Annotated in this window: 23 protein-coding genes; 18 read left to right on the forward strand and 5 right to left on the reverse strand. The window is 52.0% G+C overall.

Translation table 11 applies throughout. From position 1 onward, the window contains the following. The first annotated feature begins 133 nt into the window (after window positions 1-133). The 4 genes from NSU14_RS04005 to yajC are packed head-to-tail and all read left to right on the forward strand — an operon-like array spanning window position 134 to window position 4793. Window positions 134-2236, forward strand: coding sequence for a SpoIID/LytB domain-containing protein (locus NSU14_RS04005; RefSeq protein WP_340943022.1), 2103 nt, complete (start codon window positions 134-136; stop codon window positions 2234-2236). Between the two features lie 10 nt (window positions 2237-2246). Continuing rightward, window positions 2247-3275, forward strand: a complete 1029-nt coding sequence (gene queA, locus NSU14_RS04010) for a tRNA preQ1(34) S-adenosylmethionine ribosyltransferase-isomerase QueA (RefSeq protein WP_039294467.1) — start codon at window positions 2247-2249, stop codon at window positions 3273-3275. Between the two features lie 21 nt (window positions 3276-3296). Next, the gene (gene tgt, locus NSU14_RS04015; RefSeq protein ID WP_340943025.1) at window positions 3297-4433 is read left to right on the forward strand and encodes a tRNA guanosine(34) transglycosylase Tgt; all 1137 of its coding nucleotides are present in this window, start codon (window positions 3297-3299) and stop codon (window positions 4431-4433) included. Between the two features lie 45 nt (window positions 4434-4478). Continuing rightward, entirely contained in the window at window positions 4479-4793 is a 315-nt protein-coding gene (yajC, locus tag NSU14_RS04020; protein WP_039294472.1) for a preprotein translocase subunit YajC, read from the forward strand. An 85-nt stretch (window positions 4794-4878) separates the two neighbouring features. On the opposite strand, the gene NSU14_RS04025 is transcribed toward yajC, so the two are convergent. Both NSU14_RS04025 and NSU14_RS04030 read right to left on the reverse strand, forming a co-directional pair. Next, window positions 4879-5703 carry a phosphatase PAP2 family protein gene (locus NSU14_RS04025; protein ID WP_076245250.1) on the reverse strand — a complete coding sequence of 275 codons (825 nt, stop codon included), beginning with the start codon at window positions 5701-5703 and terminating at the stop codon, window positions 4879-4881. 116 nt (window positions 5704-5819) lie between these two features. After that, the gene (locus tag NSU14_RS04030; protein ID WP_340943029.1) at window positions 5820-6212 is read right to left on the reverse strand and encodes a TIGR04086 family membrane protein; all 393 of its coding nucleotides are present in this window, start codon (window positions 6210-6212) and stop codon (window positions 5820-5822) included. Between the two features lie 322 nt (window positions 6213-6534). Between NSU14_RS04030 and NSU14_RS04035 the strand changes: the two genes are divergently transcribed. Next, window positions 6535-7335 (forward strand): YetF domain-containing protein, encoded by an 801-nt coding sequence (locus tag NSU14_RS04035; RefSeq protein ID WP_418793972.1) that lies wholly within the window; start codon window positions 6535-6537, stop codon window positions 7333-7335. A 10-nt stretch (window positions 7336-7345) separates the two neighbouring features. Here the strand turns inward: NSU14_RS04035 and spoVB are convergent, their stop codons facing one another. Next, window positions 7346-8947: a stage V sporulation protein B gene (spoVB, locus tag NSU14_RS04040; protein ID WP_076245172.1), complete on the reverse strand. Its 1602-nt coding sequence runs from the start codon at window positions 8945-8947 to the stop codon at window positions 7346-7348. Between the two features lie 211 nt (window positions 8948-9158). Between spoVB and NSU14_RS04045 the strand changes: the two genes are divergently transcribed. From NSU14_RS04045 to NSU14_RS04070, 6 genes are all read left to right on the forward strand, one after another. Continuing rightward, window positions 9159-9410 carry a post-transcriptional regulator gene (locus NSU14_RS04045; RefSeq protein WP_042238721.1) on the forward strand — a complete coding sequence of 84 codons (252 nt, stop codon included), beginning with the start codon at window positions 9159-9161 and terminating at the stop codon, window positions 9408-9410. A gap of 231 nt (window positions 9411-9641) precedes the next feature. Continuing rightward, window positions 9642-10895 (forward strand): protein translocase subunit SecD, encoded by a 1254-nt coding sequence (gene secD, locus NSU14_RS04050; protein ID WP_039294486.1) that lies wholly within the window; start codon window positions 9642-9644, stop codon window positions 10893-10895. Further along, window positions 10885-11787 carry a protein translocase subunit SecF gene (gene secF, locus NSU14_RS04055; protein WP_042238718.1) on the forward strand — a complete coding sequence of 301 codons (903 nt, stop codon included), beginning with the start codon at window positions 10885-10887 and terminating at the stop codon, window positions 11785-11787. Before secD ends, secF begins: the two co-directional genes overlap by 11 nt. Window positions 11788-11907: 120 nt before the next feature. Next, window positions 11908-12870 carry a cation diffusion facilitator family transporter gene (locus NSU14_RS04060; protein ID WP_340943034.1) on the forward strand — a complete coding sequence of 321 codons (963 nt, stop codon included), beginning with the start codon at window positions 11908-11910 and terminating at the stop codon, window positions 12868-12870. Window positions 12871-12899: 29 nt separating this feature from the next. Further along, window positions 12900-15302: a single-stranded-DNA-specific exonuclease RecJ gene (gene recJ / locus NSU14_RS04065; RefSeq protein WP_340943036.1), complete on the forward strand. Its 2403-nt coding sequence runs from the start codon at window positions 12900-12902 to the stop codon at window positions 15300-15302. 88 nt (window positions 15303-15390) lie between these two features. After that, a complete protein-coding gene (locus NSU14_RS04070) occupies window positions 15391-15909 on the forward strand; it encodes an adenine phosphoribosyltransferase (protein WP_039294499.1) in 519 nt (172 codons plus the stop codon). Between the two features lie 106 nt (window positions 15910-16015). On the opposite strand, the gene uraA is transcribed toward NSU14_RS04070, so the two are convergent. Next, window positions 16016-17326, reverse strand: coding sequence for a uracil permease (gene uraA / locus NSU14_RS04075; RefSeq protein WP_042139539.1), 1311 nt, complete (start codon window positions 17324-17326; stop codon window positions 16016-16018). Window positions 17327-17634: 308 nt separating this feature from the next. Between uraA and NSU14_RS04080 the strand changes: the two genes are divergently transcribed. From NSU14_RS04080 to NSU14_RS04100, 5 genes are all read left to right on the forward strand, one after another. After that, window positions 17635-19815, forward strand: coding sequence for a RelA/SpoT family protein (locus NSU14_RS04080; RefSeq protein WP_039294505.1), 2181 nt, complete (start codon window positions 17635-17637; stop codon window positions 19813-19815). 37 nt (window positions 19816-19852) lie between these two features. Next, complete coding sequence (gene dtd / locus NSU14_RS04085) at window positions 19853-20296, forward strand: D-aminoacyl-tRNA deacylase (RefSeq protein WP_042139538.1); 444 nt, start codon at window positions 19853-19855, stop codon at window positions 20294-20296. A gap of 168 nt (window positions 20297-20464) precedes the next feature. Next, window positions 20465-20620: a hypothetical protein gene (locus NSU14_RS04090; protein ID WP_156118723.1), complete on the forward strand. Its 156-nt coding sequence runs from the start codon at window positions 20465-20467 to the stop codon at window positions 20618-20620. 162 nt (window positions 20621-20782) lie between these two features. Next, window positions 20783-21289: a type 1 glutamine amidotransferase domain-containing protein gene (locus NSU14_RS04095; protein ID WP_336102555.1), complete on the forward strand. Its 507-nt coding sequence runs from the start codon at window positions 20783-20785 to the stop codon at window positions 21287-21289. 33 nt (window positions 21290-21322) lie between these two features. Next, window positions 21323-21769: a hypothetical protein gene (locus tag NSU14_RS04100; RefSeq protein ID WP_039294513.1), complete on the forward strand. Its 447-nt coding sequence runs from the start codon at window positions 21323-21325 to the stop codon at window positions 21767-21769. Between the two features lie 698 nt (window positions 21770-22467). Here NSU14_RS04100 and NSU14_RS04105 read toward each other — a convergent pair. After that, a complete protein-coding gene (locus NSU14_RS04105; protein ID WP_340943043.1) occupies window positions 22468-22650 on the reverse strand; it encodes a hypothetical protein in 183 nt (60 codons plus the stop codon). 507 nt (window positions 22651-23157) lie between these two features. Here NSU14_RS04105 and hisS point away from each other — a divergent pair. Both hisS and aspS read left to right on the forward strand, forming a co-directional pair. Further along, complete coding sequence (gene hisS, locus NSU14_RS04110) at window positions 23158-24411, forward strand: histidine--tRNA ligase (RefSeq protein WP_042139535.1); 1254 nt, start codon at window positions 23158-23160, stop codon at window positions 24409-24411. Between the two features lie 78 nt (window positions 24412-24489). Continuing rightward, window positions 24490-26268, forward strand: coding sequence for an aspartate--tRNA ligase (gene aspS, locus NSU14_RS04115; protein WP_340943046.1), 1779 nt, complete (start codon window positions 24490-24492; stop codon window positions 26266-26268). Window positions 26269-26321: the final 53 nt, after the last annotated feature.

A 26321-nucleotide genomic window follows, 5' to 3' on the forward strand; every position in this document is an offset into this window, starting at 1 on the left:
AGCGGGTTTTGAACGAAGCTTTCTGAGGATGTCATGCTTTCAAAACTTAAAGAGTATGTATGCTTCCGAAGCAGGGTTTGGAACGAAGCCTGCTTCGGGAGCAGCTACTCTCAAAACTTTTAGGAGGCCTACAATGAATCTTGCCAGGTGGAAAGAAACAGGGTTAGGGCTGCTGGGCCGCGGAGTATTGGCCGCATCAATGGTAGCAGGCAGCCTTCTGAGCTTTGCGGGTACCACTCACGCCGATACCGGCGGGGCGATCCGGGTTGCACTGTATGCCGATATTGGCAGCAAATATAAATCTACCGTACCGCTGGTCACGCTTCAGTCCGATTTGGGCTTCAGCCTGCTCTCGCAGGCCGGAACACCTCTGCTGTCGGTTCCTGCCCAGAACAAAGTACGTGTCAGTCTGGACGGCTACCGGGTGAAGGTGCTGGAAACGCCAACCTGGCAGGTGGCAGCGGATGCAGCCAAGAAGCTGCAGGCTACCTCCGATAAACCCCAGCTGTTTATGGCATCACGGGGCGGAGCTAAGGTGTATCAGCTCTACACTGGAAGCTATGCCAGTGAAGCTGCCGCCAAAACAGGGCTGACCTCCGTGATGAAAGCCGGAGTAAGCCTTCCGGAAGGACAGACACCGGCTGTTGCCGGGACCAAACATCTGTCCGCAGGTTCCTACGCGACGCTGGAGGAAGCGCAGGCGGTTGTCGGCAGCCTAACCGCTGCCGGGTTCGATGCCTGGCCGGTATTCGTGTCCGGAGAAGGCGGCAGTGCTCGGACTGAAGTTTGGGTAGGCGAAGCGGCGAGCGACAGCGATCTTGCAGCGGTCTCTGCCTCGGCAGCTGCACTGCTCCCGCAGCTTGTTCTGTCGCCGGTGGCGGCAGGTACAGCGGGACTAATTATCCGGATGGACGCAGGACTTGATTTCAGCAGTGAAGTCCAGGCCTTTCATTATCTGTTATCCGGAAGCGACGCGAAGTTCACAGCCGCCGGCAATGAGAAGGGGATTCTGCTTACGGAGAGATCCAAGCGTACTTACCGAGGCAATCTGGAGCTGGGCAATCTGAACGGTTCATTGTCTGTAATCAACGTAGTGCCGCTGGAGCAATATCTGTATGCGGTTGTCGGCGGAGAGGTTTCATCCGGCTGGCCGGAAGAGGCGCTCAAAGCCCAGGCCGTTGCGGCGCGCAGCTATGCGCTGGCCCAGGGCAACCGCTTCGATGTAGCCAATGTTGTCGATACCACGCTGAGCCAGGTGTACAACGGCATAGGCGCTGAAGCTCCAGTCATTACCAAGGCAGTGGATGCTACCGCAGGCGAAGTGCTGATGAGCGGCGGCAAAATAGTAGAAGCCGTGTTCTCCTCCAACGGCGGCGGCGTTACCGCAGACCCGTCTGAGGTGTGGAACAACGGCGGCGATACCTTCGTCAGTGTAGTCAGCAGCGAGGATGCTGCGGCAGTTGCTTCATCTAAAAAGTGGTATTATGTGCTGCTGAACAGCGGTATCTCCGGTTATGCCCGTGAAGACAATATCAAATTAACCGGGAACACAACGGCAGCCGGACTTCCGCTGGCTACGGCTACCACCAAGGATGTGAATATCCGGCCTTTGCCTATTATTGATAGCAGTGTTACTCCCGCAGGCAAGCTGAACCCCGGCGATAACGCCGTAGTGCTGGGCCAGGTCTATGAATCCGGCAGCTACAGCTGGATCAAAGGGCCGTATACCTCGGCAGAGCTGCTCAAAAGCCTGTCCGGCAAAACAAGCAACGCTCTTCCGTCTTCCATAACCAGTCTCCAGGTGACTAAGCGCGGGCCTTCGGGGAGAGCGGTGGAAGTCAAGGCTAACGGCCAGATTCTGCAGGTGAAATACCCGGATTTGTTCCGTTCTTCCTTTGGCGGATTGCCCAGTACTTTGTTTGATATTGTCCCGGCAGGCAGTTATACTGTACTAGGCGCTGACGGCACTACAGCCACTATTGGTAGTTCAACAAGCGCCGGGGTGCTCTCTGCAACCGGCAAAGTAACTGCAAATGGCAGCGGAACCGTAGTCATGGGTGCTGATCAATCTTCCAGAGTGGTCACCAGCAGTCCCGGATTCTATTTCATCGGCTGGGGCAACGGGCACGGCCTGGGCATGTCCCAATGGGGCGTAAAGGGCATGGCAGATAGCGGGTATGATTATCGTCAAATATTGCAACACTATTTTAATAACGTTACTATAGTTAAGGAATGAAGATCCCATCATGAATGTAGATAATTATGATTTTAATTTGCCGGAGGAACTGATTGCCCAGACTCCGCTTGCCGACCGCAGCTCATCCAGACTGCTGCTCGTAAACAAGGAGAACGGTCAGCTGGAACACGGGCATTTCACAGATATACTGCAGCAATTCCGTCCCGGAGATACACTGGTATTGAATGATACGAGAGTTATTCCGGCCAGACTGTTCGGTGTCAAGGAGGATACCGGGGCGAAGGCAGAGGTGCTGCTGCTGAAGAATCTCGGTGAAGACCGCTGGGAGGCGCTGGTTAAGCCCGGCAAGAAGCTGAAGACCGGAGCGGTGATTATCTTCAGCGAAGAGCTTCGCGCCGTAATAGAGGACGAAGCGGATATGGGCGGCCGGACGCTGCGCTTTATCTATCAGGGTATCTTCCAGGAGATACTGGACAGGCTCGGATCGATGCCGCTTCCTCCGTACATTAAGGAAACTCTGGATGACCGCGAACGTTATCAGACAGTCTACGCGCGGCATGAAGGATCGGCGGCCGCCCCTACGGCTGGACTGCATTTCACCCAAGAGCTGCTGGAGCAGATTGCAGCGGCCGGTGTGAATATCGCTTATATCACCCTGCATGTAGGTCTTGGCACATTCCGTCCAATGTCGGTAGAAACCGTGGAAGAGCATGTGATGCATGCCGAATATTACGAATTATCCCAAGAGACGGCAGAGATGCTGAACTCCGCAAGAGCCAGAGGCGGAAGAATTATCGCTGTCGGCACAACCTCCTGCCGGACCCTTGAGACGGCCGGGAGACAAGCGGCGGGCGGACCGCTGAAGGCATCAAGCGGCTGGACGGATATTTTCATCTATCCCGGCTACGAATTCACTGTCGTCAATGCATTGATTACCAATTTCCATCTGCCAAAGTCTACTTTGGTCATGCTGGTGAGCGCTTTAGCCGGCCGGGAGCATATTCTCGCCGCCTATGAAGAAGCGATTAAGCAGCAGTACCGGTTCTTCAGCTTTGGCGATGCAATGTTCATTTATTAAGCAAGAGGAAGGGTTAAACCTATGGCAGCAATCACTTATGAACACATTAAGACCTGTAAGCAGTCCGGAGCACGGCTCGGAAGAGTCCATACTCCACACGGAATTATTGAAACACCGACCTTCATGCCGGTAGGCACACAAGCCACCGTCAAAACAATGAGCCCCGAAGAGCTTAAGCAAATGAATGCGCAGATTATTCTGAGTAATACCTACCATTTGTTCCTTCGTCCGGGCCATGAGATCATCGGCGAAGCCGGCGGTCTGCACAAATTCATGAACTGGGACCGGCCCATCCTGACTGACAGCGGCGGCTTCCAGGTATTCTCGCTGAGCGACATGCGTAAGATTACCGAAGAAGGCGTTCATTTCCGCTCTCATTTAAATGGGGACAAGAAGTTTCTCTCGCCGGAAGTAGCGATGGAAGTCCAGAATGCACTCGGTTCCGATATTATGATGGCCTTCGATGAATGCCCGCCTTATCCGGCAGAATATGAATACGTCAAAAAGTCACTTGAACGCACCACCCGCTGGGCAGAAAGATGCCTCAAGAGCCATGCACGTCCTTATGATCAGGGGCTGTTCGCAATCGTACAGGGGGGCATGCACGAGGATCTGCGCCGTCAGAGCGCGGCAGATTTGACTTCCATGGATTTCCCGGGGTATGCTATTGGAGGGCTCAGCGTCGGAGAGTCCAAGCAGCTAATGTATGAAGTGCTGGATTATACAGTTCCACTGCTGCCGCAAGGGAAACCGCGCTATTTAATGGGCGTAGGTTCACCGGATGCACTGCTGGAAGGGTCAATCCGCGGAATAGACATGTTCGACTGTGTTCTGCCTACCCGTATTGCCCGCAATGGAACGACGATGACCAGTCAGGGAAGACTCGTTGTACGCAACGCGCAGTATGCCCGTGATTTCGGGCCGCTTGATCCGGAGTGTGATTGCTACACCTGCCGGAATTATTCCCGCGCTTATTTGCGCCATCTGATCAAAGCTGACGAAACTTTCGGCTTGCGGTTAACGACATACCATAATTTACACTTCCTGCTGGAATTGATGCGTAAAGTGCGTGAAGCCATCATGGAAGATCGGCTGCTTGATTTTCGCGATGAGTTTTTTGCACAATACGGATTATATGATAATCTAAAAGGCTTCTAAAAGTACTGAGTGATATGTTAAATTTTTTGGAAAGGGGGGAATGATATGTCACATTTTCAACTGGCAGCAGCTTCAGGCGGCGGAGGCAATATTCTTGGCCTGGTAGGTCCATTTGTACTTATGTTTGTTGTCTTCTACTTCCTGCTGATTCGTCCACAGCAGAAGAAAACCAAAGCACGTAACGGGATGCTCAAGTCTTTGAAAAAAGGCGATAAGGTAGTTACTATCGGCGGTCTTCACGGAACAATTATGGAGATTTCTGATGACATCGTTGTATTGCGGGTTAATGACGTGACCCGATTGACCTTTGACCGGGGTTCGATCAGTCACTCTGTCACGGAAGTAGAAGACAAAGATTGATTTGTCTGCACCAAATTACATAAAAACCGGCGTCTCTCGTAAGAGAACGCCGGTTTTTTTACATTATACAGTTCAGAGGCTGATGTTAACGTACATCCGTTGCCCGGCTTCGTACTCTCAGCCGTTCTTCCCCGCTGCGCAGGGTGAATTTGGCAAGCTGCACTGCGACAGTTGTGGACAGAACGGCCAGCAAAGTGCCGCCGAGCATATCGGTCAGCCAGTGGATACCGAGATAGAATATTCCGAAGACGATAGCAACGGCCGAGATTGTACTAATCACCATCCAGCGGCGGTTGCCGGAACGGTAGGCCAGCAGCGCCATAGATACGGAAATGGCAGTATGCAGGCTGGGAAAGCAGTTGTTAAGGCCCGATAGCGGCCGGTACTCCTGTTCAAACTTCGGAAAAACATCCAGCATGGTAAATCGCACCCCTGCGGGCAGATAGGACCACACCTCATTTACCGGAAAATACAGATAGAATGGAATAGCAACAGCATAGGTTATCATGATCGTGTAGCAGGTCGCATAGAGCATCACGCGGTTCTTATCCAGCAGATAGATACCTAGCGAGGCGGCGAGCACCGATTGCAGCATGAAGATATAGAAGAAGACGATGATTGGGGTCAGCCAAGGCGTAAAGAACAGCTCTTGCACATGTCTGACAAAGTGGCCCTCGAGACCAAAGACAAAGGCTGTGTAATCCGAAGTCAGGTTCATCTTCCGCTCGATCTGCAGCTCATATTTATTCAGAGCAAGCACGCTGAACATTCCTATAATAATCAGAGTGAATTTATAGGACCGCAGCAGCTCTCTCCCGATTTCAACTAGGGCCATTAGCGGATTGCGCCGGGCGCCGATCCAAATCAATACCACTACAATGGCAACGGTGTATACAACTACAAGATTCATGGACTGGTAAAGCAAAGCATTCAAAGCCTCCTTGATAAATCCCTCATATGAAGTCAGATGCACTCAGTGTAACATATTTTCAAGGATAGGTTTCAAATTTCGAAAAATTATATTAATTAGGATTTTTGCAAATTAACCCCAAATATTCCCCCGAGTGCACCAATGCCTGCTGCAGCCATTACCCAAAGGAAATCAATTCCTGCCGGGGCGCTGTCCAGAGCCAGGAATCCGATCAGCAGAACAATTAATCCATAGAATGCGCCGGTGAGTGCTCCCTGATACCAGCCTTTGCTTGAAGCTCTGCCGCCTGCGGTCAAGCCTCCGAAAGCGGCAGCTATGCCGTGTACAATATAGGTGTACATGGTAAGATCCTGTTCCTGCAGTCCGCTGCCCCAGAGCAGCAGGGAGAGAACGAATGCGCCCAGCAGCATCCACAGGAACGACCGGCATAAACCCGACAATACAGGACTAGATATTTTCCATGAGAATAGACGCCTAATTAACGACATGGTAAAACCTCCTAAAAGTTTGTTTGCGTTACTTCCTGGACGGGCTCCTTACAAACTGGCTTGGAAAGCATACGCTAAGTTTGTTTGCGTTACTTTCTGGTTGGGCTTTGAAAAAAAGTGTCCTGCCTGAGCTGGTACTAATCATTGTATGGGAAGGCTTGCCCCAATAGTACAAGAATGGCAGACTGGACTTTTACCAGTAATTAATCAGCAGGCTTCCGAATGTTCCCTTGGCAGGCAGGTCAGAATAGGGGTACATTAATCCGCCCGTTACGGCTCTCAGCCGCCGGGTGAGAAGCGGAAGGGGAGCGAAGAGAATATGTTGTTCCAGCATATTACTGCCCATATCTTTCTGACCGTGCTGATGTATATCTTCATTTTCCTGAGTATGCGGATCATGGGCAAACGGGAGATCGGCAAATTGTCGGTATTTGACCTCACGATTTCCATTATGATTGCTGAGATCGCTGTGTTTGTAATTGAAGATATCGAGCGGCCCATCTATGACGGGTTCGTGCCCATGGCAACGCTGGTTCTGATTCAGGTGTTGGTCGCACAGCTCAGTCTGAAGAGCCGGAAGCTTCGCCTGCTGGTGGATGGCAAGCCGAGTATCCTCATCTCGGACGGTAAGCTCCACCGGGGCGAGATGCGTAAACAGAGATATAACATTGATGATCTGCTGCTGCAGTTACGCGGGCAGAACATAGACAGTCCGGCCGATGTAGAGTTTGCCATTCTTGAAACAAGCGGGCAGCTTACCGTGATTGAGAAGAATAAGGGTGTATCTTCGTCCAATCAGACCGGAAACAGCAGTTCAAGCGCTGAGCAGAAGGAGCAGAACAGCGGAGGCCAGGAGAGCTCCGGAGGTTCAGACAAATCAGACAAATCAGACAGTTCCGGTAAAGTTAAGCTTCCGAAGCACAAGATCCGCTACGAAGGCCTCCCGATTCCGCTGATAATGGACGGAAAGGTGCAGGACGACAACCTGGAGATGATCGGTAAGAACAGATTCTGGCTTAGAACCCAGATCCGCCAGAAGGGTGTCTCCGATTTCCGTGATGTTTTCCTATGCTCAATTGATCATAAGGGACAGATATATATTGACCCGATCGGCTCAAGATAAGGAGAAGATGTTAGCTGCGCCAGCGTTTGAAGAAGGGCACACGCTCCAGATCACGCCTGGAAATCAGGCCCGATAACAGGCAAATGCTAAAGTATACGCCCATCCCGCAGGCAGCGGCAGCCAGAAACTGTATCCACTGTGAGGAGGAGATGTGAACTGAGGTATAGACGTAAGACATTCCGGCAGCCATGATGATCGTAGCCGCTATAATTTTGACCGGATCCGACCATCTTAAGGACATGGCTGTCAGCCGGATAACACTGTATCCATGAAGTATAGTCACAAGGAGGCTATTGACAATAATGGCGATGATGGCTCCTTGAATCCCGTATTCCGGCCGGGAGGCGAGCAGGAGAATCAGCAGGATTTTGACGACCGCACCAATCAGTGTATTAATCAGTGCCTTGCCCGGGCGGTCCATTGCCTGAAGTGCAGCCTGCAGCGGGGCCTGGACATAGAGGAATAAAGCGAACGGTGCCATCATCCGCAGCATAGGTGCCGTATCCGCTGCATTGCCGTACATCAGTGTACACAACGGTACGGCAAGAACGTACATAACAGCAGCAAACGGAGCGCCCGTTACCATAGCCAGCCGCAGGGCCTGATGCATTCTTTTATGAATCGTGGGCAGGTCATTCCGGGCAGCCGCCTCGGATAAGGAAGGGACAAGGGACACGGCCAGCGAGGAGCTGAGCACACCCGGCAGCAGCAGCAGCGGGATAACCATTCCCTGCAGGGAACCATATTGTGCAGTTGCAGCTGCAGCAGCTATTCCGGCAAGTGCAAGGCTGCGCACAGTAATAATGGATTCGAGCAGATACGAGAAGGAACCGATCAAACGTCCGGCGGTTACAGGTACAGAGATGCCGATCAGCCGCTTAAGCACACTCCCTGGTTGTCTCTGCGGTTCATCTCCGGACTCAGCAGAGCTACCGGAAACAGCCGTTCCGGCAGGAGGCGGAGCCTCATTCTTGTCCTTTTTAACGATATAATAATATTGCAGCAGCAGGGCCAGCATTCCGCCAATCTCACCCACAGTAACGCCCAGCATCGCACCTGCCGCTGCAAAAGCAATTCCTTTCGGGAGCAGCAGCCAGGAAAACCAAAGCATAAAGAAGATCCGGATGACTGATTCCAGCACAGAGGAAAACGCTGAGGGAAGCATATTCTGCCTGCCCTGGAAATATCCGCGGTAGATGGACGAAACGGCCACGATTGCAATCATTGGAGTCATGCTGACAAAGGTGTAATATACCCGCTGGTCGGTCAGAATAACGCTTGATACCCATGAGGCGCTGAGTAGAGCTACAATGGTGAAAAAAATACCGAGCGTAAGGCTGATTGCCAGGCCCGTATGCAGGATTTTGCGGGACTGCTCCGGCCGGTTCTCTCCTTCTGCTTCAGCAACCATTTTGGCAATTGCCAGCGGGAGCCCGCCGGTAATGACGGTTACCAGTACGATAAAGAACGGATATCCAAGCTGATATAGTCCTACTCCTTCGGCGCCGATGATCCGCGGCAAAGCAATCCGGGGAATAAAACCAAGCATCCGGTTAATGATGCCTGCAAATAACAGGATTAATGTTCCTTGTATAAAGGTCTGTTTCCTCAAAGGGCACTCCTTCTTCCCAAATTAGATGAAAACTTCCGGTGAATTTGTTCCTCTCTCAAGCAGGCTTGTATAAGGATATGCTGCTACAGGTCAACTCCATGACAAGCTTTCCATATGACAAGTTTTTGGCCGAAAGAAGGAAAGAGCGGCAGAGGGGTCGAATATTTATCTCTGAGCATACGTAACGGGGAATCTTTGGAGGTGTCAACACGTGGAATCGGAACAATGGAGATATGACGAGCTTAGTGAAGAAATCGAAGCCATGTGCATCAGCAAAGCGGAGGAATTCCGCCTCCTCGGCTATGAATATGTGACCGGTAAGGATATTTGGGATTGTGTCAGCCGTAATTATGTTAAGGAAGGAAGACCTCCTCTGCATAAACTGGTCAATGATATTTATTCGCTGAAATCAGGCAGTTACATGAATTACCTGACCATTGCGGCCTACCGGGGGTTGAACTGACGGCCTAATTTGCCAAAAGGAACGATTTTCTTTTGCAAACGGCTACAGGAAGCAGTAAAGTAAGAGAAGAGTAATTCAACAGTTCCTATCCAAACGGATGGTTTGCGCCCAGAAGCAGAACCGGCCGTTTCTTTGTGTGAATCCGGCACCGTCATTCCTCTTGAATTGACGGTGATTTCGCACGTAGCTATAATAGGAATATTGAGTAATGAAAGGGGAACTAGCTAGAGCATGAAGAGAATGTTGAGCTTTATCATCACCGTGGTCGTTCTAACCGGCGTCATGGGATTTACAACTCCCGGGCTGCTGGACAAGGTCCGTCTAGGTCTTGACCTGAAGGGCGGATTTGAGATTCTGTACCACGCCGAGCCGATGGATACGGGAGGAACCCTGACCCGTGCTTCGCTGCAAAAAACAGCGGAGAGCCTGGAGAAACGGGCGAATGCACTCGGAACAAGCGAGCCTGAGGTTACAACCGAAGGTACGGACCGCATCCGTCTGAAGATTGCGGGCGTTACTGACGAAGCCGAGGTCCGCAAGAAAATGAAAGAACCGGCAGTTCTGACCTTCCGCAGTGCCGCTGATGGTGATGCACCCGGAGTCTTCAGCAAGATTGAACTGGTAGGCAGTGATTTTGTTGAAGGCGCGGCAGACGTGCAACGCGATAACCTCAACCGTCCGGAGATCAGCATCTCTATTAAGGACAAAGATAAATTTGCGGAAATTACTGAACGTCTCCTGGGTAAGCAACTCGCCATTTATCTGGATGAGACATTATTGTCCGAGCCTCCTTATGTTAGGGCAGTCCTGACCGATGGTAAAGCTTCCATATCAGGGGGATATACACTGGATGAGGCCCGTGAGATTGCAGATACGATCAATCTCGGTGCATTGCCGCTGAAGCTTACGGAGAAATATTCCCAGAGCGTAGGGGCAACACTTGGTAAACAGTCTCTTGACCAAACGGTTAAAGCAGGTATTGTGGGTTCCCTGATCATTCTGGTCTTCATGATGTTTATGTATCGTCTTCCGGGTGTACTGGCCAGCTTCGCGCTGATTCTTCATACCTGGCTGTTGATTCTGGTGTTCGTTATAGCTGATTTCACCTTGACCCTTCCCGGTATTGCCGCGTTCATTCTCGGTATAGGGATGGCGGTCGATGCCAATATCATTACCAATGAACGGATTAGGGAAGAAATGCGCAGCGGTAAGAGTATTTTGTCTTCCGTCAAAGCAGGTAACAAAACTTCATTCCGTACCGTTATGGACGCGAATGTCACTACGATCATTGTAGCGGCTGTCATGTTCGCCTTCGGTACAGGTGCGGTTAAAGGCTTCGCGCTGATTCTGATCGTGGAAATTGTACTTAGTATTGTAACAAACCTTTATTTTGCCCACTGGCTGCTGACAGTGCTGGTTAAAGCCGGCGCACTCAAAAAGCCGAAGCAATTTGGGGTAAAGGAGAGTGACATCAGTGCGCTTTAAGAAAGAGCTTGATTTCGTACATTTAAGTAAATTTTTCTATATTTTCTCCATCGCCCTTACTGTGGCGGGTCTGGTCTTTCTGGCAACCTTTGGCCTGAATTACAGCGTTGATTTCAAGGCCGGGTCCAACGTGGACGTGGCTCTCTCCAAGAGCATGACGCTGGCTCAGCTGCAGCCGGCGTTGGATGAAGCTGGAATTGGTCATGATCCTACAATTACCGTCGGGGATAAACGGGTTAATATCCGCTACGATGAAGAACTGGATGATACTCAGAGTGAAACCCTGAAAACGGCAATCAACAAGATTGACGATCAGGCATCTTTCGAAGTCAACACAGTAGATACAGAGATGGCTAAGGAATTGGCCCGCAATGCGATCTATTCTGTGCTTCTGTCCAGTATCGGGATTATTATTTATGTCAGTATCCGCTTTGAATGGCGGTTTGCGCTGGCTTCCATCGTGGCGCTGCTCCATGATGCCTTTATGGTTGTAGCGATCTTCTCCATCTTCCGTCTGGAGGTAGACCTGACCTTCATTGTTGCGGTGCTGACCATTATCGGTTATTCCATTAATGATACGATCGTTATCTTCGACCGGATCCGCGAGAACCTGCGGTTCGGTAAACAGAAGTCGTATGAGGATCTTAAGTCCCTGGTCAATAAGAGTGTGTCCCAGACCCTCATGCGCTCACTGTATACAGCCTTTACGGTATTTATTGCCGCATTCTTCCTGCTGATTATGGGCGGAGAGTCGATCAAAATGTTCTCACTTGCCATGGTAATCGGTTTGCTCTTCGGAGCCTATTCTTCGATCTTTATTGCAAGCCCGCTCTGGCTGCTGCTCAAGAAACGCCAGAAGACACCGGTAAAGAGCAACCCGGCCAAAGCCTAAAACTTAAGTTTCCCGGAAAGCCGTGTCACAAGCGACGCGGCTTTTCGGAATCTTTGGATCAGCATCTTAGCTGGTTTCATCATCATGAGATTACTTGCTAGTGGTAAGGAGGGCCTCGTTATGAATGACAAACAATTAGCTGCAAAAGACACCGTTGTCTGGACCGGAATCCTCAGTGATGTTGGGCTGGCTCTGGCCAAAGGCGCCTTCGGTTATCTTTCAGGCAGCAAAGCATTGATGGGGGATGCCATCTATTCCGGAGCAGATGCCGCCGCCAAGCTGGCAGGGGTTATTCCGTGGAACTCGAAGCAGAGTCACAAGTATGCAGCATCATCGGGCAGCCGGGCCGGTCAACGAAATAAAGAGCCGATGGCGGCCATTCTTTTTTCTGTGCTTATTCTTATGGGCGGGCTGCAGATTGCTTTCTCGGCCATTCGTGATTTAACCCGGGGACATTTATCGGCACCTGGGCAGTCGGCACTTGTAACCGTCCTGATTTGCATTGTGTTCAAAGAGGCTATCTTTCAATACCAATACCGTTATTATAAAAAAAAGAACGACGGCAGTCATGCCGCGTATGCGGATACCCACCGTTTCAGTCTATATACTTCCATAACCGTATTTATAGGTATTGCTCTGGCCATGACTGGCGGGTATTTCAATTGGCATCCTATGCTCTATATGGACCCGATTGCCGCACTGCTGACCGGATGTCTTGTTATCCGCAAAGGCTATTCTCTGATTACTTCCTCTGTCTACAGCAAAAAGATTCAGGAGCTTCCTTCCGAAGAGGCCGCCAGCTTCATTGAGACCGTCCAGCGTGTGCATGGAGTCATCCGGGTGGAGCAGCTCAAGGCAATGGAGGAAGGCAGTTATGTGAATCTTCATGTCAAGATCAGCGTAAATCCGCGGATTAGCGTGATGGAAGCCCAGGATATCTCGGAATGTGCCCGGAAGCTGCTGCAGCACCGGTTCGTTCATGTAGGCGAGGTTCAAATGGATGTGGTGCCGTATGACCCGGGTTATCCCTATAAAAGCAACCATGAGCTCGTGGATAATGATATTCCCACGCTGCTTCAGTAGTCTGCAAGGTGAGAGAAAGGTGAGCTGTATTGCTTCATTCAAAAACAAGATGGCAATCTCCGGCAGCCGATCCCGAGAAAAACCGGGAACTGGCCCGGAGCCTTTCTATTTCTCCGCTTCTGTCCTCACTGCTCGTGCAAAGAGGCATGGATACTGCCGATAAGGCGCTGGTATTCATGGATGGCGGAGCGGAGGATAGTCATGATCCATTCCTGCTCAAAGGAATGGCCGAGGCTGTGCCACGGATTCGAAAGGCATTGCAAGATGAAGAACATATTCTGGTGTATGGCGATTATGATGCAGACGGGGTGTCCAGTACTGCGCTGATGATCTTTCTTCTGCGTCATCTGGGTGCTTCTTTTGACATTTATATCCCGCATCGTTCCAACGAAGGCTATGGTCTGCATAATCATGCGCTCGACTGGGCGCTGCAGCAGGGAGTATCTCTCGTTATTACTGTGGATACTGGTATCAGTGCCTACCATCAGATTGCCTACGCTTCAGAGCTGGGCATTGATGTCATAGTCACAGATCATCATGAGCCGCCGGAGCTGCTGCCTGAGGCCTATGCACTCATTAATCCGAAGCTGCCGGACTGCCCGTATCCTTTCAAGGGGCTTGCCGGAGTGGGGGTAGCTTACAAGCTGGCCGAAGCTCTTCTTGGTAGCGGAGTTCCTGAAGAATGGTGTGAGATTGCCGCTATCGGTACCGTTGCGGATCTGATGCCGCTGCTTGGGGAGAACCGGAGTCTAGTACGCCGGGGGCTGACCAGCATGCGGAATTCGCCGTTTCCTGGAATTCGGGCGCTGCTCTCTGTCAGCGGAATTACGATGAGCACCGTAAGCGCTGTTAATATTGCCTTCGGCATGGCTCCGCGCATTAATGCCAGCGGAAGGCTGGACCATGCAGGCCGGGCGGTCACACTGCTCACTACCGCAGATGCTGAAGAGGCAGAACAATTTGCCGGTGAGCTTGACCTCCTGAATAAAGAACGTCAATTGGTCGTGGAGAGAATTGTAGGGGAAGCTACGGCCAAGCTGGAGCAGAGAATCAGTCAAACCGGGCTTCCGGATATTATTGTGCTGGCTGAGCAGGGCTGGAATGTCGGTGTTGTCGGGATTGTGGCCTCTAAGCTGCTGGAAAAATATTATCGTCCGGTTATTATTCTGGATATTTACCCGGATACAGGGATGTGCAAAGGCTCTGCCCGCTCGATCCCCGGGCTGGATATCTATGCGGCCTTGTCTTCATGTGCCGGATTGATGGACCATTTCGGCGGGCATCCGGCTGCGGCCGGAATGAGCCTGCCGCAGGACAAGCTTGAAGACTTTGATGCAGCGCTTAATGCTTATGCTGCATCTATCCTGACACCAGAGGACTTTGTAGCCGTGACGGCTGCAGACGGTGAGGTCTCTATTGCTGATTTGTCACTCCAGGCTGCGCTTGAACTGGAGCGGCTTGCCCCTTTCGGGATGGCTAACCCGCTGCCGAGATTCATTCTGCGCGGAGCTACTGTGAAGGAGACCCGCAAGATGGGTCAGGACGGCAAACATATGAGGCTTGTCCTGCAGCAGGATAAGGTGACGATCGAAGCGGTGGCCTTCGGCAAGGGATCGCTGGCTGATCTGCTGCCTGATGGTACAATCATTGATGTACTGGCGGAGCTGTCGGTGAATGAATGGAACGGCTCACGCAAGCCTCAGCTGATGCTGCAGGATCTTGCAGTGCCTGCCGCGCAGCTGTTCGACCTGCGCGGTGCTGCCGATGCGGTTAAGCAGGCAGCGCATATTCAGGAGCTGCTCCGTTCGTACAACGGCAGCAGTCCGGTTAAGACAGCGGCGGTATTTCAGAACAGCCGCAGATCTCCACTGCGCGAGCTGAAGGGCATGTCGCTGTGGGTCTACGATGAGGATGCAGGAATTTCACAGGTGCATCAGGGTGAGCCGGGGAATGACGAAGCAGAGATAACGCTGCTCTGTCTGCTGGATATGCCGGAAACGCCGGAGCAGCTGGAAGCACTGTTCACTGCGTTTCCCCGCACAGAGAATATTGCCCTGCTGCATTCGATCCGCGACGGCCGTGACCGGTTGCAGGTTCCTACACGGGATCATTTCAAGTCATTATATAAATTGATCGCCTCGATCGCAGCAATGGCAACCCCCGAGCATGAAGTACTGCTGCGGCTCAGCCGCCAGTCTGCACTGGGTGTGCGCATGCTGGGCAGGATGCTTGATGTGTTCGCTGAGCTTGATTTCATTGAACGCAGCGGCGGCAGCATTACCTTTGTCACGCAGCCTGCCGCCAAGAGCCTGACGACGTCAGAGCACTTCATCAGGCTGGGCAAGACTGCTGAAATGGAGCAGTATTTCATGGAGGGCAGCCGCGGCGAACTGCAGGAATTCATGCTGTCACGCCGGTTAGGCGCCTCGTAACGGGTGTAGCGTGCTTTCAGAGTAAGAGCTTTTACAGAGAATTCAGGTGAGGATAGCCTATCCTCATAACTTTTAGGAGATGATACTTTTGGATTTCAAAGACAGTATTCGTGTGATTCCGGATTTCCCGCAGCCGGGAATCAGCTTTAAGGATATTACTACCCTGCTTAAAGACGGGGCCAAGTACCGTGCCGCTATTGATGAGCTTAAGGCTCTCGTTGCCCATCTGGAGATTGATGTCATTGCCGGACCGGAAGCGCGCGGCTTTGTAGTAGGCGCACCGCTGGCGTACGCACTGGGCGTTGGCTTCGTGCCCATCCGCAAAAGCGGCAAGCTTCCTTACGAGACGATTGAAGTGGGATACGATCTGGAATACGGCAAAGATACCCTTGCTGTACACACGGATGCTATCCAGCCGGGACAGAAGGTTCTGATTGCCGATGATCTGCTCGCTACCGGCGGCACGATCGCTACTTCGGTAAGCCTGGTGGAACAGCTTGGCGGACAAGTTGTCGGCGCTGCCTTCCTGATTGAGCTAACGGCTCTGGCCGGACGCAATAAGCTGTCCGATATTGAAGTGGTTACCCTGTTGACTTACGAGGATTAATTCGCCCGGACAACTTTTCCCGGGAAATATAAAGCGGACTGCTGTCGATTTAAGACAGCAGTCCGCTTTTTATATTATAGGTTGAACGTGGTAAATGGTAAGAGGCTTAATGAGCGGATTTCTCTGTTTCCTGTTCATTGGACAGGCCAAGAACTTCAAACAGCTTGAAGAGCAAGGAGAGAAGCATACCGACGATAGTCGCCAATGCCATCCCTTTCAGCTGTACACCGCCAACCGTTAATGTGATGCCGCTGATACCTACCACCAGCACCAGAGTAGCCAGAATCATGTTGGTGGCTTTGGAGAAATCGACCTTCTGCTCTACGAAAATACGCAGGCCCGATGCGGCAATTACACCAAACAGTAAGAGTGAGACACCGCCCATGACCGGCTGGGGGATATTGGCAATGACCGACGAGAACGTTCCGGAGAACGAGAGCAGGATAGCGATCACTGCAGCGCCGCCGATTACGTATACCGAGTAGACTTTGGTAAGCGCCATAACGCCGATATTTTCACCATAAGTGGTATTCGGGGTGGAGCCCAGGAATCCTGAGAGTACCGTGGAAATCCCGTTACCCATCAGTGAGCGGTCCAGTCCGGGATCCTTGGTCAGGTCTTTGCCGACAATGTTGCTGGTAACCAGCAGGTGGCCGATATGCTCAACAATTACAACAAGCGATACAGGGATGATCGTCAAGATAACCTGCCAGTCGAAGGATGGGGTGATAATCGTTGGATGGGACAGGAAATGGGCTTCAGAGATAGCACCAGTATTTACCTGGCCCAGGATATAAGCGAGTACATAACCGGTAACGATACCGATGAGGATATGAATGATTTTGGGGAAGCCGCGGAATAACACGGAGCCGAGTACGGTAACGCCCAGCGTGACCATGGATAAGGTAATAGCTTTGCCGTCCGGAATCCAGTCAGTGGCGGCCACACCTTCAGGAGCGATCAGTCCGGCCATACGTGCTGCAACAGGAACGAGCTCCAGTCCGATGGTGGCTACGATAGCGCCCATAACCGCCGGAGGGAATACGACATTAATCCAGCCGGTGCCCGCATAACGAACGATCAAAGCGACTAGAATAAAAATAACACCGGTAACAATAAATGCGCCAAGTGCAAGCGAATATCCATGCTCATGATCGTCTGTGTGTTTAGCCAGGACCATAAGTACCGGCGAAATAAAAGCAAAGCTTGAGCCAAGATATGCGGGGATTTTGCCGCGGCAGATCCAAATGTAAAGCAAGGTGCCGATACCATTCATCAGCAGGATCATGCCGGGATCTACCCCGAACAGGTTGGGAACAAGCACTGTGCTGCCGAACATGGCGAACAAATGCTGAAGACTCAGGAGGAAACCCGGGCCCCAAGGGAGTCTTTCGTTAACTTGAATTTCGCGTTGCAATGGAGTTCACTTCTCTTTCTGATCTAATTTGATGTAAGCCTGGCGCTAAAAAACCGCCTTTACTAGATTAAATAGATCGGCGCCTTTTTACAACAACATTTTTGCGCGCGCCACAAAATTGTCTTTTCTTGTCCCTTTCCCTTACAGGAATACCACGCTATGGCAAGTGTTGACGTAATCCTCCGTAAGCGTCATAATTATAGACAACTTTAATCTGTGCGTAGTGCAGTTTGGAACATATGGAACCTGCAAATTCTGCACGGCTTGCGGGTTCATTTTATTATAGAAGGGAAACGGATACGACGAGAATGGGCATAGAGCAATTAACCGAAAAGGCCGGCGCCTATATAAAAGAAAAAGATCTTCTCCGCATCCGGGAAGCTTATGAGTTTGCCGATCAGGCTCATCACGGGCAGGTTCGGAAATCGGGGGAGCCATACATTCTGCATCCGCTGGCGGTCGCAGATATTGTCGTCAATATGCAAATGGATGTTATATCTATTATTGCAGCGCTGTTACACGATGTTGTAGAAGATACGACGGTGTCACTGGACCAGATTCGCGCGAAATTTGGCGATACCTGCGCAATGCTGGTGGATGGTCTGACCAAGCTGGAACGCATCCGGTTCCGCTCCAAGGAAGAGCAGCAGAACGAGAATTACCGCAAAATGTTCATCGCTATGGCTCAGGATATCCGGGTCATTGTGATCAAGCTGGCGGACCGTCTGCATAATATGCGCACGCTCAAGTACCAGTCGGAAGAGAGCCAGCGCCGAATTTCCTATGAGACTCTGGAGATTTTTTGTCCCATTGCAGACCGCTTGGGGATCTCTGCGATTAAATGGGAGATGGAGGATATTGCCCTCCGTTATCTGAATCCGCAGCAGTACTACCGGATTGCCAATCTTGTACACAAGAAACGGGCAGAACGTGAGCAGTTTATCGATAGCGTTATCGGGCGAATCCGCGCCAAGCTGGATGAAATGGGCATCGAAGGCGATCTTTCGGGACGTCCGAAGCATATTTACAGTGTCTATAACAAGATGAGCACCAAGAACAAGCAGTTCAACGAAATCTATGACCTGCTGGCCATCCGCATTATCGTCGACAATATTAAGGATTGTTATGCTACGTTAGGAATTATCCATACTCTTTGGAAGCCGATGCCTGGCCGGTTCAAGGATTATATCGCCATGCCCAAAGCGAATATGTATCAGTCTTTGCATACAACGGTAGTGGGTCCCGGCGGGGAGCCTACTGAAGTGCAGATCCGTACCTGGGAGATGCACCGCACTGCCGAATTCGGGATAGCCGCGCATTGGGCGTATAAGGAAGGCAGCAGCAACAATGTGAATCCGGAGAACCGGATGCCGTTCTTCCGCGAGATTCTGGAGCTGCAGCATGAAGCCAAGGATGCGGAGGAATTCGTGGAGTCGCTCAAAATGGACTTTTTCTCCGACCTCGTCTTCGTGTTCACGCCTAAGGGTGAGGTTGTAGAGCTGCCTGCAGGCTCTGTGCCGCTTGATTTCGCCTTCCGCATCCATACAGAGGTCGGCAACCGGACGATCGGCTCCAAGGTCAACGGGCGCATCGTACCGCTCGACCATAAGCTGAAGACCGGGGATATCGTGGAGATCCTGACCTCGAAGAACTCGTACGGGCCGAGCCGTGACTGGCTGAAGATTGCCCAGTCTTCACATGCACGCAGCAAGATTAAGCAATGGTTCAAGAAGGAGAAGCGGGAAGAGAACGTTGAAAAGGGCCGTGAAGCGATCGAACGCGAGCTGAAGCGCCTGAACGTGGAGATCTCTGACTGGCTGACGGAAGATAAATTGTCAGAAGCGGCGAAGAAATTTGCCTTTAATGATGTAGAGGATATGCTGTCCGCAGTAGGCTTTGGCGGAATTACGGCCGCGCAGATTGCCTCCAAGCTGACCGAGAAGCTGCGTAAGGACCAGGAAGAAGCTGCCGGTCATCTGGAGCTTACTTCTGAGATGAAGGAGATCAAGTCCAGCGGGGAGAAGCGCAATCAGCCGACCAACGGTGTGCGTGTCAAAGGGATTGATAATCTGCTTGTACGCTTCGCACGATGTTGTAATCCCGTGCCGGGCGACGATATTATCGGTTATGTAACCCGCGGACGCGGCGTATCCGTGCACCGTGAGGATTGTCCGAATATTCCGGGTGAAGGAGACGGGGAGGAATCAGCCCGTGTCATTGAAGTGGAATGGGAAGGCAGCATGGAAGCCAATTATAGCGTCGATATTGAGATTACGGGCCATGACCGCAACGGACTGCTGAATGAAGTGCTGCAGGCGGTATCGGAGAGCAAGACCAATATCTCGGCGGTTACGGGACGCTCTGACAAGAACAAGATGGCGATGATTCATATGACGATTCTGATCCGCAACACCGATCATCTGCAGTCTGTGGTGGATAAGGTCAAGCGCGTGAAGGATGTCTATACGGTTAACCGTATTATGCAATAAGGCTTGAAGGCAACAAGGCAAGGAGCTGAAGGATGGTATGAGAGTGGTTGTACAGCGCTGCAGGGATGCGAGTGTTACGGTGGACAGAACAGTGACCGGAGCGATTGGGGAGGGCCTGATGCTGCTGGTCGGCGTAACCCATGAGGATACGGAGAAGGATGCCAAGTATTTGGCTGATAAGGTAGCCGGACTGCGGATTTTTGAGGATGACGCCGGTAAAATGAACTTCAGCGTAACGGATGCCGGAGGCAGCGTCCTGTCCGTGTCCCAGTTCACCCTGTACGGGGACTGCCGCAAAGGGCGGCGGCCCAATTTCATGGCTGCGGCGGCTCCGGCAGAGGCCGAGCGGCTCTACGACTACTTCAACCAGGAGCTGCGCAGAGGCGGGCTTCAGGTGGAGACCGGTATTTTTGGAGCGATGATGGACGTCTCCCTGACGAATTGGGGACCGGTTACCCTGCTGCTGGACAGCCGGGGCTAGGCCTTGAATGAGGCGCAGCAGAGCGGGCTTAATATGCCGGTCTAATTTTACAGCTTGATGTGAGGACTCCACGTTGTGGGGTCTTTTTTGATATAGGATAGCGTTCTCCCCTGCTGGATAAACTAGTGATGAACGAATAATATTCACAAGTTGCGGGGAGCCAGTAGCATGAGACAATCACAGAAAGCGTGGATATGGAACAGTATACAGGGCCATACGGCGGGGTCGATGACAGAAGCTTCTGCAACGGCAAGGGGAGCCGGGGAGCAGAGGGATCTGCAGGTGCTGAAGGGAACAAGCCGCAATCTTCTGCCGCGAACGTAAGGAGTGCGGGGAAGGCGGCTTATTTCTCTGTTTTTTGGAGCGTACAAATGGTGTTTAGCCGGCGGGAATTCGCGAAACCTGTGAGGGCTCGTTAGAAAGCCGGGGAATGCGGGTAATAGAATGACGAGAACAGAATAGCGTAGAGAGGAGAAATTAATCTCAATGAGTAAAGTAGCATTTCTGCTCGCTAATGGTTTTGAAGATTCCGAAATGAAGGTGCCTTATGAAGAAGTACTGCAGGCAGGACATCAGGCAGAGATTATTGGTCTGAAGAAAAATGAGACCCTGCTCGGTAAAAAAGGCAGCGTGTCTTATGCCGCCGATAAAGCGGTCAGCGAGGTGAAAGCCGGAGAGTATGATGCTGTAGTCATCCCGGGCGGATCTTCGCCGGAGAACCTTCGTCTTGACCAGGATATCCTGCAATTTGTAAAAGATGCGGACAGTGCCGGCAAGCCTATAGCTGCTATCTGTCACGGGCCGCAGATTCTGATCAGTGCCGGTCTGGTACAAGGCCGCACGCTTACCTCCTATCCGCCGCTGAAGGATGATCTCATCAATGCCGGTGCGGAATTCAAGGATGAAGAGGTCGTCCTGGACGGCAATTATATTACTTCACGCACACCCAAGGATGAGCCCGCATTTGTGCGTGAGCTGCTTAAGGTGTTGTAATACATTTAAACAAACCACTGGGAGGGATTGACAATGACTAAAAGAATCCAAGCCTATTTCAGCACGGAAGATGCAGCGGAAGGTGCCAAGACTGCACTGATTCCATACGGTGTGGAAGGAATTGAAGTGTCGGCGCTGACAGATCCTCTGGATACGGGCGGAAACAACCGCCGCAATATTCTGATTCCGCTGGCTCCCTACAATACTTCGGCTACAGCTGCCGGAGGGGTCTACGCAGCAGGGGGCGCGACAGGGCCGCTTACCGGAGCAGCCATTGTGCCTGGAGTTACTGTTGATGATGATCTGGGCCGGACAGATGATGAACGTACGGCGGGAGAGGTTCACAGCGGCTCTGATTTGAAAAACAGCGATCTGGAGAACCTGCATTACGTCATGGATCTCAAAGTGGCCGAGAATCATTACAATGAGGTTGTTGAGGTTCTGCGCGGCAAGCAGGCCTATGTGGAGATTTTTGATTAAGCAGGAGGCCCTGCGTAGTCCGGATAACCAATTCAGCTCCAGTCCTCCCTCAGGGAGAGGCTGGAGCTGTTTATTTACCCGCAGGGCAGCGGAAACTGCATGAATTCTCTAGACAGGGAATAGGGTTGTAGTGTAACCTGTTGTGTAGGGTTTAGACACAGGCATGGACCACTCAATAAAACGCTTTCTTTTCTGTAATGCAACTGTAATATTACATTCATGATTCCTTAATATAGCGTGTTTATAATAGAAGCATGACCCCCTTTTTTATAATATATGATGATGGACCTGCAGCAATCGGCTGCAGGTCATTTTTTTTGAAATCTAAGAATTTACATGCTTCGCGCTATAAATTATCCTCATATTTCTCGCTGAAACGGTTCTGTCCTTATACAAGGACAGCAAAGCTGTTTCCACTTGTTTACAATATCAGAATCTACATGTTTCGGGGTCCCCGCAAAGTACCTGAGTCATCTATCTACGCCAAAGCCCCACTTTGTGGGGGTATTTTAGAGGGGGTTTGTGACTTATTGCTACTGTGGCGGGCATGCTTGGAGCAGAAGGGCGTCAGTAATCGGCAGCGTGAAGCAGACCGTGTAGCGGATCGTCTAGCGGACCGTGAAGCGGACTGAGAAGCCCTTATTTTCCATAAAAGCTTACGCTAGAGGATGAAACGGACTGAGATTCCGTTATCTTGTTCATTCCAGCTCGAAATGAGGCATCTCTGGACACATAACGGAATCTGAGTCCGCTTGCCCCGCGATTTTGCCGGATTTGTTCAAATAACGGAACCTCAGTCCTCCTGGCTGCAGGTAATCCTGAGGAGCCGCGCCCAGTTCCTGCGCAGGCCATGTGCGCTTGCACAGCTCCGGCTGATTCACCCTGGCTGCGGGCCGGGATACTCAATTCAATTCATTCCTTGACTTTAGCGCAGTGGTTCAGTAGAATCTAACAATATACGGTATGTTATATTGTTTTGATGACGGGACCAAGTAATCCGTAACCCACAACCCCAGAGAGGAATCCCGCTGATCCGGCGGCTGTCCAAGATAAGGACGGCAACACCTGATCCGCACGGCTGTAAGGATTCTGTTGATGAACGGATGAATGACCTCCCCGAGAACGCACGGCGAAAGCAGGCAGCAGCAGGTTGCCCAGAGTCAGTAGCCGATTGCGCGTAGGCGGGCGTTAACCGCTTAGAGCGGATTTGGAGCAGCGCAGCTGCTTAAGTCCGGAATGTGGGTGGTACCACGGGTGAATTATTGGTTATGATAATCCCTCGTCCCTGTTTGTAATTAAACAGGGCGGGGGATTTTTTGTTGTTTTTAGAAGCAGAGACAATGGGTTCCATGAGGAGTAAGAGGGGTTATTTTCAGGAGGGATAGGCTGTGGCTAAAGAAAGATTCGAGAAACCAACCGGTACGCAGGATGTGCTTCCGGGTGCAGTGGAGAAATGGCAGTACGTTGAGGGCAAAGCAAGAGATCTCTGCCGCCGCTTCAACTACCGGGAGATCCGCACACCGCTGTTCGAGCACACCGGGCTGTTTGAGCGTGGTGTAGGCGAGACAACGGATATTGTAGAAGGGGAAATGTATACCTTCAAGGACAAAGGCGACCGCGATCTGGCACTGCGTCCCGAAGGGACTGCAGGCGTTGTACGCGCGTATGTGCAGAACAAGCTGTATGGTGAGCCGGATGTCAGCAAGCTGTATTATATCGGCCCGATGTTCCGCTACGAACGTCCGCAGGCAGGCAGATACCGCCAGTTCCACCAATTCGGCATTGAAGCCTTCGGTGCAGTGGACCCGGCAATCGATGCGGAAGTGATTTCGCTCGGGTACCAGTTCTATCTTGATCTGGGGCTGAAGGATGTCAGAGTGGAGCTGAATTCCGTGGGCAACGCGCCTAGCCGCGCGGCTTACCGCGAGAAGCTGCTGGACTTCCTGAGACCGATGAGAGAGAGCCTGTGCAGCGACTGCCAGCGCCGGATGGAGCGTAATCCGCTGCGCGTGCTGGACTGCAAGGTCGATCAGGATAAGTTCGGCGGTGCCCCGTCTATTCTGGACAGTCTGGATGAAGAGTGCACAGAGCATTTTGCCAAGGTAAAGGGCCATTTGGACGTGATGGGCGTGGAGTACAGCATTAACCCCCGTCTGGTACGCGGCCTGGATTATTACACGCATACAGCGTTTGAGTATAAAGCGGCAGGCATCGGCTCCATCGACACGGTGGGCGGCGGCGGCCGGTATAACGGCCTGGTGGAAGAGATCGGCGGACCGGATCAGCCGGGTATCGGTTTCGGGATCGGCCTTGAGCGTATTCTGCTGATTCTGGAGAATCAGGGGGTAGAGCTGGAAGCAGTGAAGCCACTGGATGTGTACTTTGTCGCACTCGGTGAAGCCGCAGATCTGGAGATCACGAAGCAGCTGTTCCATCTGCGCAGCCTGGGCTTCTCCGCAGAACGCGATTACCTGGGGCGGAAGATGAAGGCACAGATGAAGTCGGCGGACCGCATGTCGGCCCGGTATACGGCGATTCTTGGCGAAGATGAGCTGAACAGCGGCGTTATCGCCCTGAAGTCGATGGAAACCGGCGAGCAGCGGACCGTTAAGCTGGAAGAGCTGGCGCAGGCGTTGAGTTAGGATTTTAAGTATGGATGTATCCGCAAGTAAGCTGCAGTCAGCACATGTAATTTTAACCATGAAGGGGTAGGATAAAAGATGACCAGAAGCCATAACTGTGGACAATTAACAACGGCGAGCATCGGCGAGACAGTAACACTGAACGGTTGGGTACAGACCCGCCGTGACCTTGGGGGCGTACTGTTTATTGACCTGCGCGACCGCACAGGGATTGTACAGATTGTATTCAACCCCGACTATTCCGGAGAAGCGCTGCAGATTGCCGATAAGGTGCGCAGTGAATACGTGCTTGCCGTAACGGGTAAAGTGGTTAAACGGGATGATGAAACCATCAACCGCAACCTGCCGACCGGCGAGATTGAAGTCCAGATTACAGATATTGAAGTATTGAATGCTGCCAAGACGCCTCCGTTCTTCATCGAAGACGGTGTGGAAGTGGATGAATCGCTGCGGATGAAATACCGTTACCTGGATCTGCGCCGTCCGGAAATGCACAAGACGCTGCTGCTCCGTTCGAAAGCGGCGAAGATCTTCCGTGACTTCCTGGACAGCGAAGGCTTCATCGATGTGGAAACTCCGATTCTGACCAAAAGCTCACCGGAAGGCGCACGTGATTATCTCGTGCCAAGCCGTGTGCATGAAGGGGAATTCTTCGCGCTTCCGCAGTCACCGCAGATCTACAAGCAGCTGCTGATGGTCGGCGGCATCGAGCGTTATTACCAGATGGCACGCTGTTTCCGCGATGAGGATCTGCGTGCAGACCGCCAGCCGGAATTCACCCAGTTCGACATCGAGACCTCCTTCATGCCGCAGGATGAATTGCTGTCCATGATGGAAACCCTGATGCAGCGCCTGCTGAAGGAAACCATTGGTGTTGAGGTTGCTACTCCGTTCCAGCGGTTGACCTATGCCGAAGCTATCGGCAAATACGGCTCGGACAAGCCTGACCTGCGGTTTGGCCTGGAGCTGATAGAGATGAACGATATCGTTGCTGCCAGCGGTGTGAAGGTGTTCGCCTCCGTGATCGAAAAAGGCGGAGAAGTGAAATGCCTTAACGCCAAGGGCTGCGGTACTTGGACCCGTAAGGAAATTGATGATCTAGGACCTTACGCTGCACGTTACGGCGCCAAGGGCCTGGCCTGGATTCAAGTCAAAGACGGCGAGTTCAAAGGACCGATTGTGAAGTTCTTCTCCGAAGAGGAAATTGCCGCCGTGAAGGAACGCACGGGTGCTGAAGAAGGCGACCTTCTGCTCTTCTCCGCTGACACTAAGAAGGTCGTTGCAGATGTACTCGGCGCACTCCGCCTGAAGATCGGCCGTCAGCTTGGCCTCATCGACGACAGTGTGTTCAAGTTCGCCTGGGTTACAGAATTCCCGCTGCTCAGCTATGACGAAGACCAGAAGCGTTACATGGCGGAGCATCATCCGTTCACACGCCCGATGGATGAAGACCTCCATCTCTTCGATACAGATCCGGGTGCGATCCGTGCGCAGGCTTATGACATCGTGCTTAACGGTTACGAGGTGGGCGGCGGCTCCCAGCGTATCTATAAACGTGAGGTTCAGGAGAAAATGTTCGAGGCACTGGGCTTCACACCGGAGCTGGCCCATGAGAAATTCGGTTACCTGATGGATGCCTTCGAATACGGAACGCCTCCGCATGGGGGAATCGCGTTTGGCTTCGACCGTCTGATTATGCTGCTGGCAGGCCGCACGAACCTGCGTGAGACGATTGCCTTCCCTAAGACAGCAAGTGCAACCGACCTGCTGATGGATGCTCCGGCACCTGTAGATGCTGCACAGCTCGAGCAGCTGCATATCAAGCTGGCGCCAAAACCGGAAAAAGAAAAGAAATAAAACATAAATGGCTGACGGGGCATAGGGCGGACTTAAGCGGCTATGCCCCGCAG

Source organism: Paenibacillus sp. FSL R10-2771 (assembly GCF_038000205.1).
In the GTDB taxonomy this organism is placed as follows: Bacteria; Bacillota; Bacilli; order Paenibacillales; family Paenibacillaceae; genus Paenibacillus_AQ; species Paenibacillus_AQ phytohabitans.

Bases quoted from the DNA above. Each gene is read 5' to 3' on its own strand.
- NSU14_RS04005 (WP_340943022.1), top strand. From the start codon at position 134: ATGAATCTTGCCAGGTGGAAAGAAACAGGGTTAGGGCTGCTGGGCCGC.
- queA (WP_039294467.1), top strand. From the start codon at position 2,247: ATGAATGTAGATAATTATGATTTTAATTTGCCGGAGGAACTGATTGCC.
- tgt (WP_340943025.1), top strand. From the start codon at position 3,297: ATGGCAGCAATCACTTATGAACACATTAAGACCTGTAAGCAGTCCGGA.
- yajC (WP_039294472.1), top strand. From the start codon at position 4,479: ATGTCACATTTTCAACTGGCAGCAGCTTCAGGCGGCGGAGGCAATATT.
- NSU14_RS04025 (WP_076245250.1), bottom strand. From the start codon at position 5,703: ATGAATCTTGTAGTTGTATACACCGTTGCCATTGTAGTGGTATTGATT.
- NSU14_RS04030 (WP_340943029.1), bottom strand. From the start codon at position 6,212: ATGTCGTTAATTAGGCGTCTATTCTCATGGAAAATATCTAGTCCTGTA.
- secD (WP_039294486.1), top strand. From the start codon at position 9,642: ATGAAGAGAATGTTGAGCTTTATCATCACCGTGGTCGTTCTAACCGGC.
- NSU14_RS04060 (WP_340943034.1), top strand. From the start codon at position 11,908: ATGAATGACAAACAATTAGCTGCAAAAGACACCGTTGTCTGGACCGGA.
- NSU14_RS04080 (WP_039294505.1), top strand. From the start codon at position 17,635: ATGGGCATAGAGCAATTAACCGAAAAGGCCGGCGCCTATATAAAAGAA.
- dtd (WP_042139538.1), top strand. From the start codon at position 19,853: ATGAGAGTGGTTGTACAGCGCTGCAGGGATGCGAGTGTTACGGTGGAC.
- NSU14_RS04090 (WP_156118723.1), top strand. From the start codon at position 20,465: ATGAGACAATCACAGAAAGCGTGGATATGGAACAGTATACAGGGCCAT.
- NSU14_RS04095 (WP_336102555.1), top strand. From the start codon at position 20,783: ATGAGTAAAGTAGCATTTCTGCTCGCTAATGGTTTTGAAGATTCCGAA.
- NSU14_RS04100 (WP_039294513.1), top strand. From the start codon at position 21,323: ATGACTAAAAGAATCCAAGCCTATTTCAGCACGGAAGATGCAGCGGAA.
- aspS (WP_340943046.1), top strand. From the start codon at position 24,490: ATGACCAGAAGCCATAACTGTGGACAATTAACAACGGCGAGCATCGGC.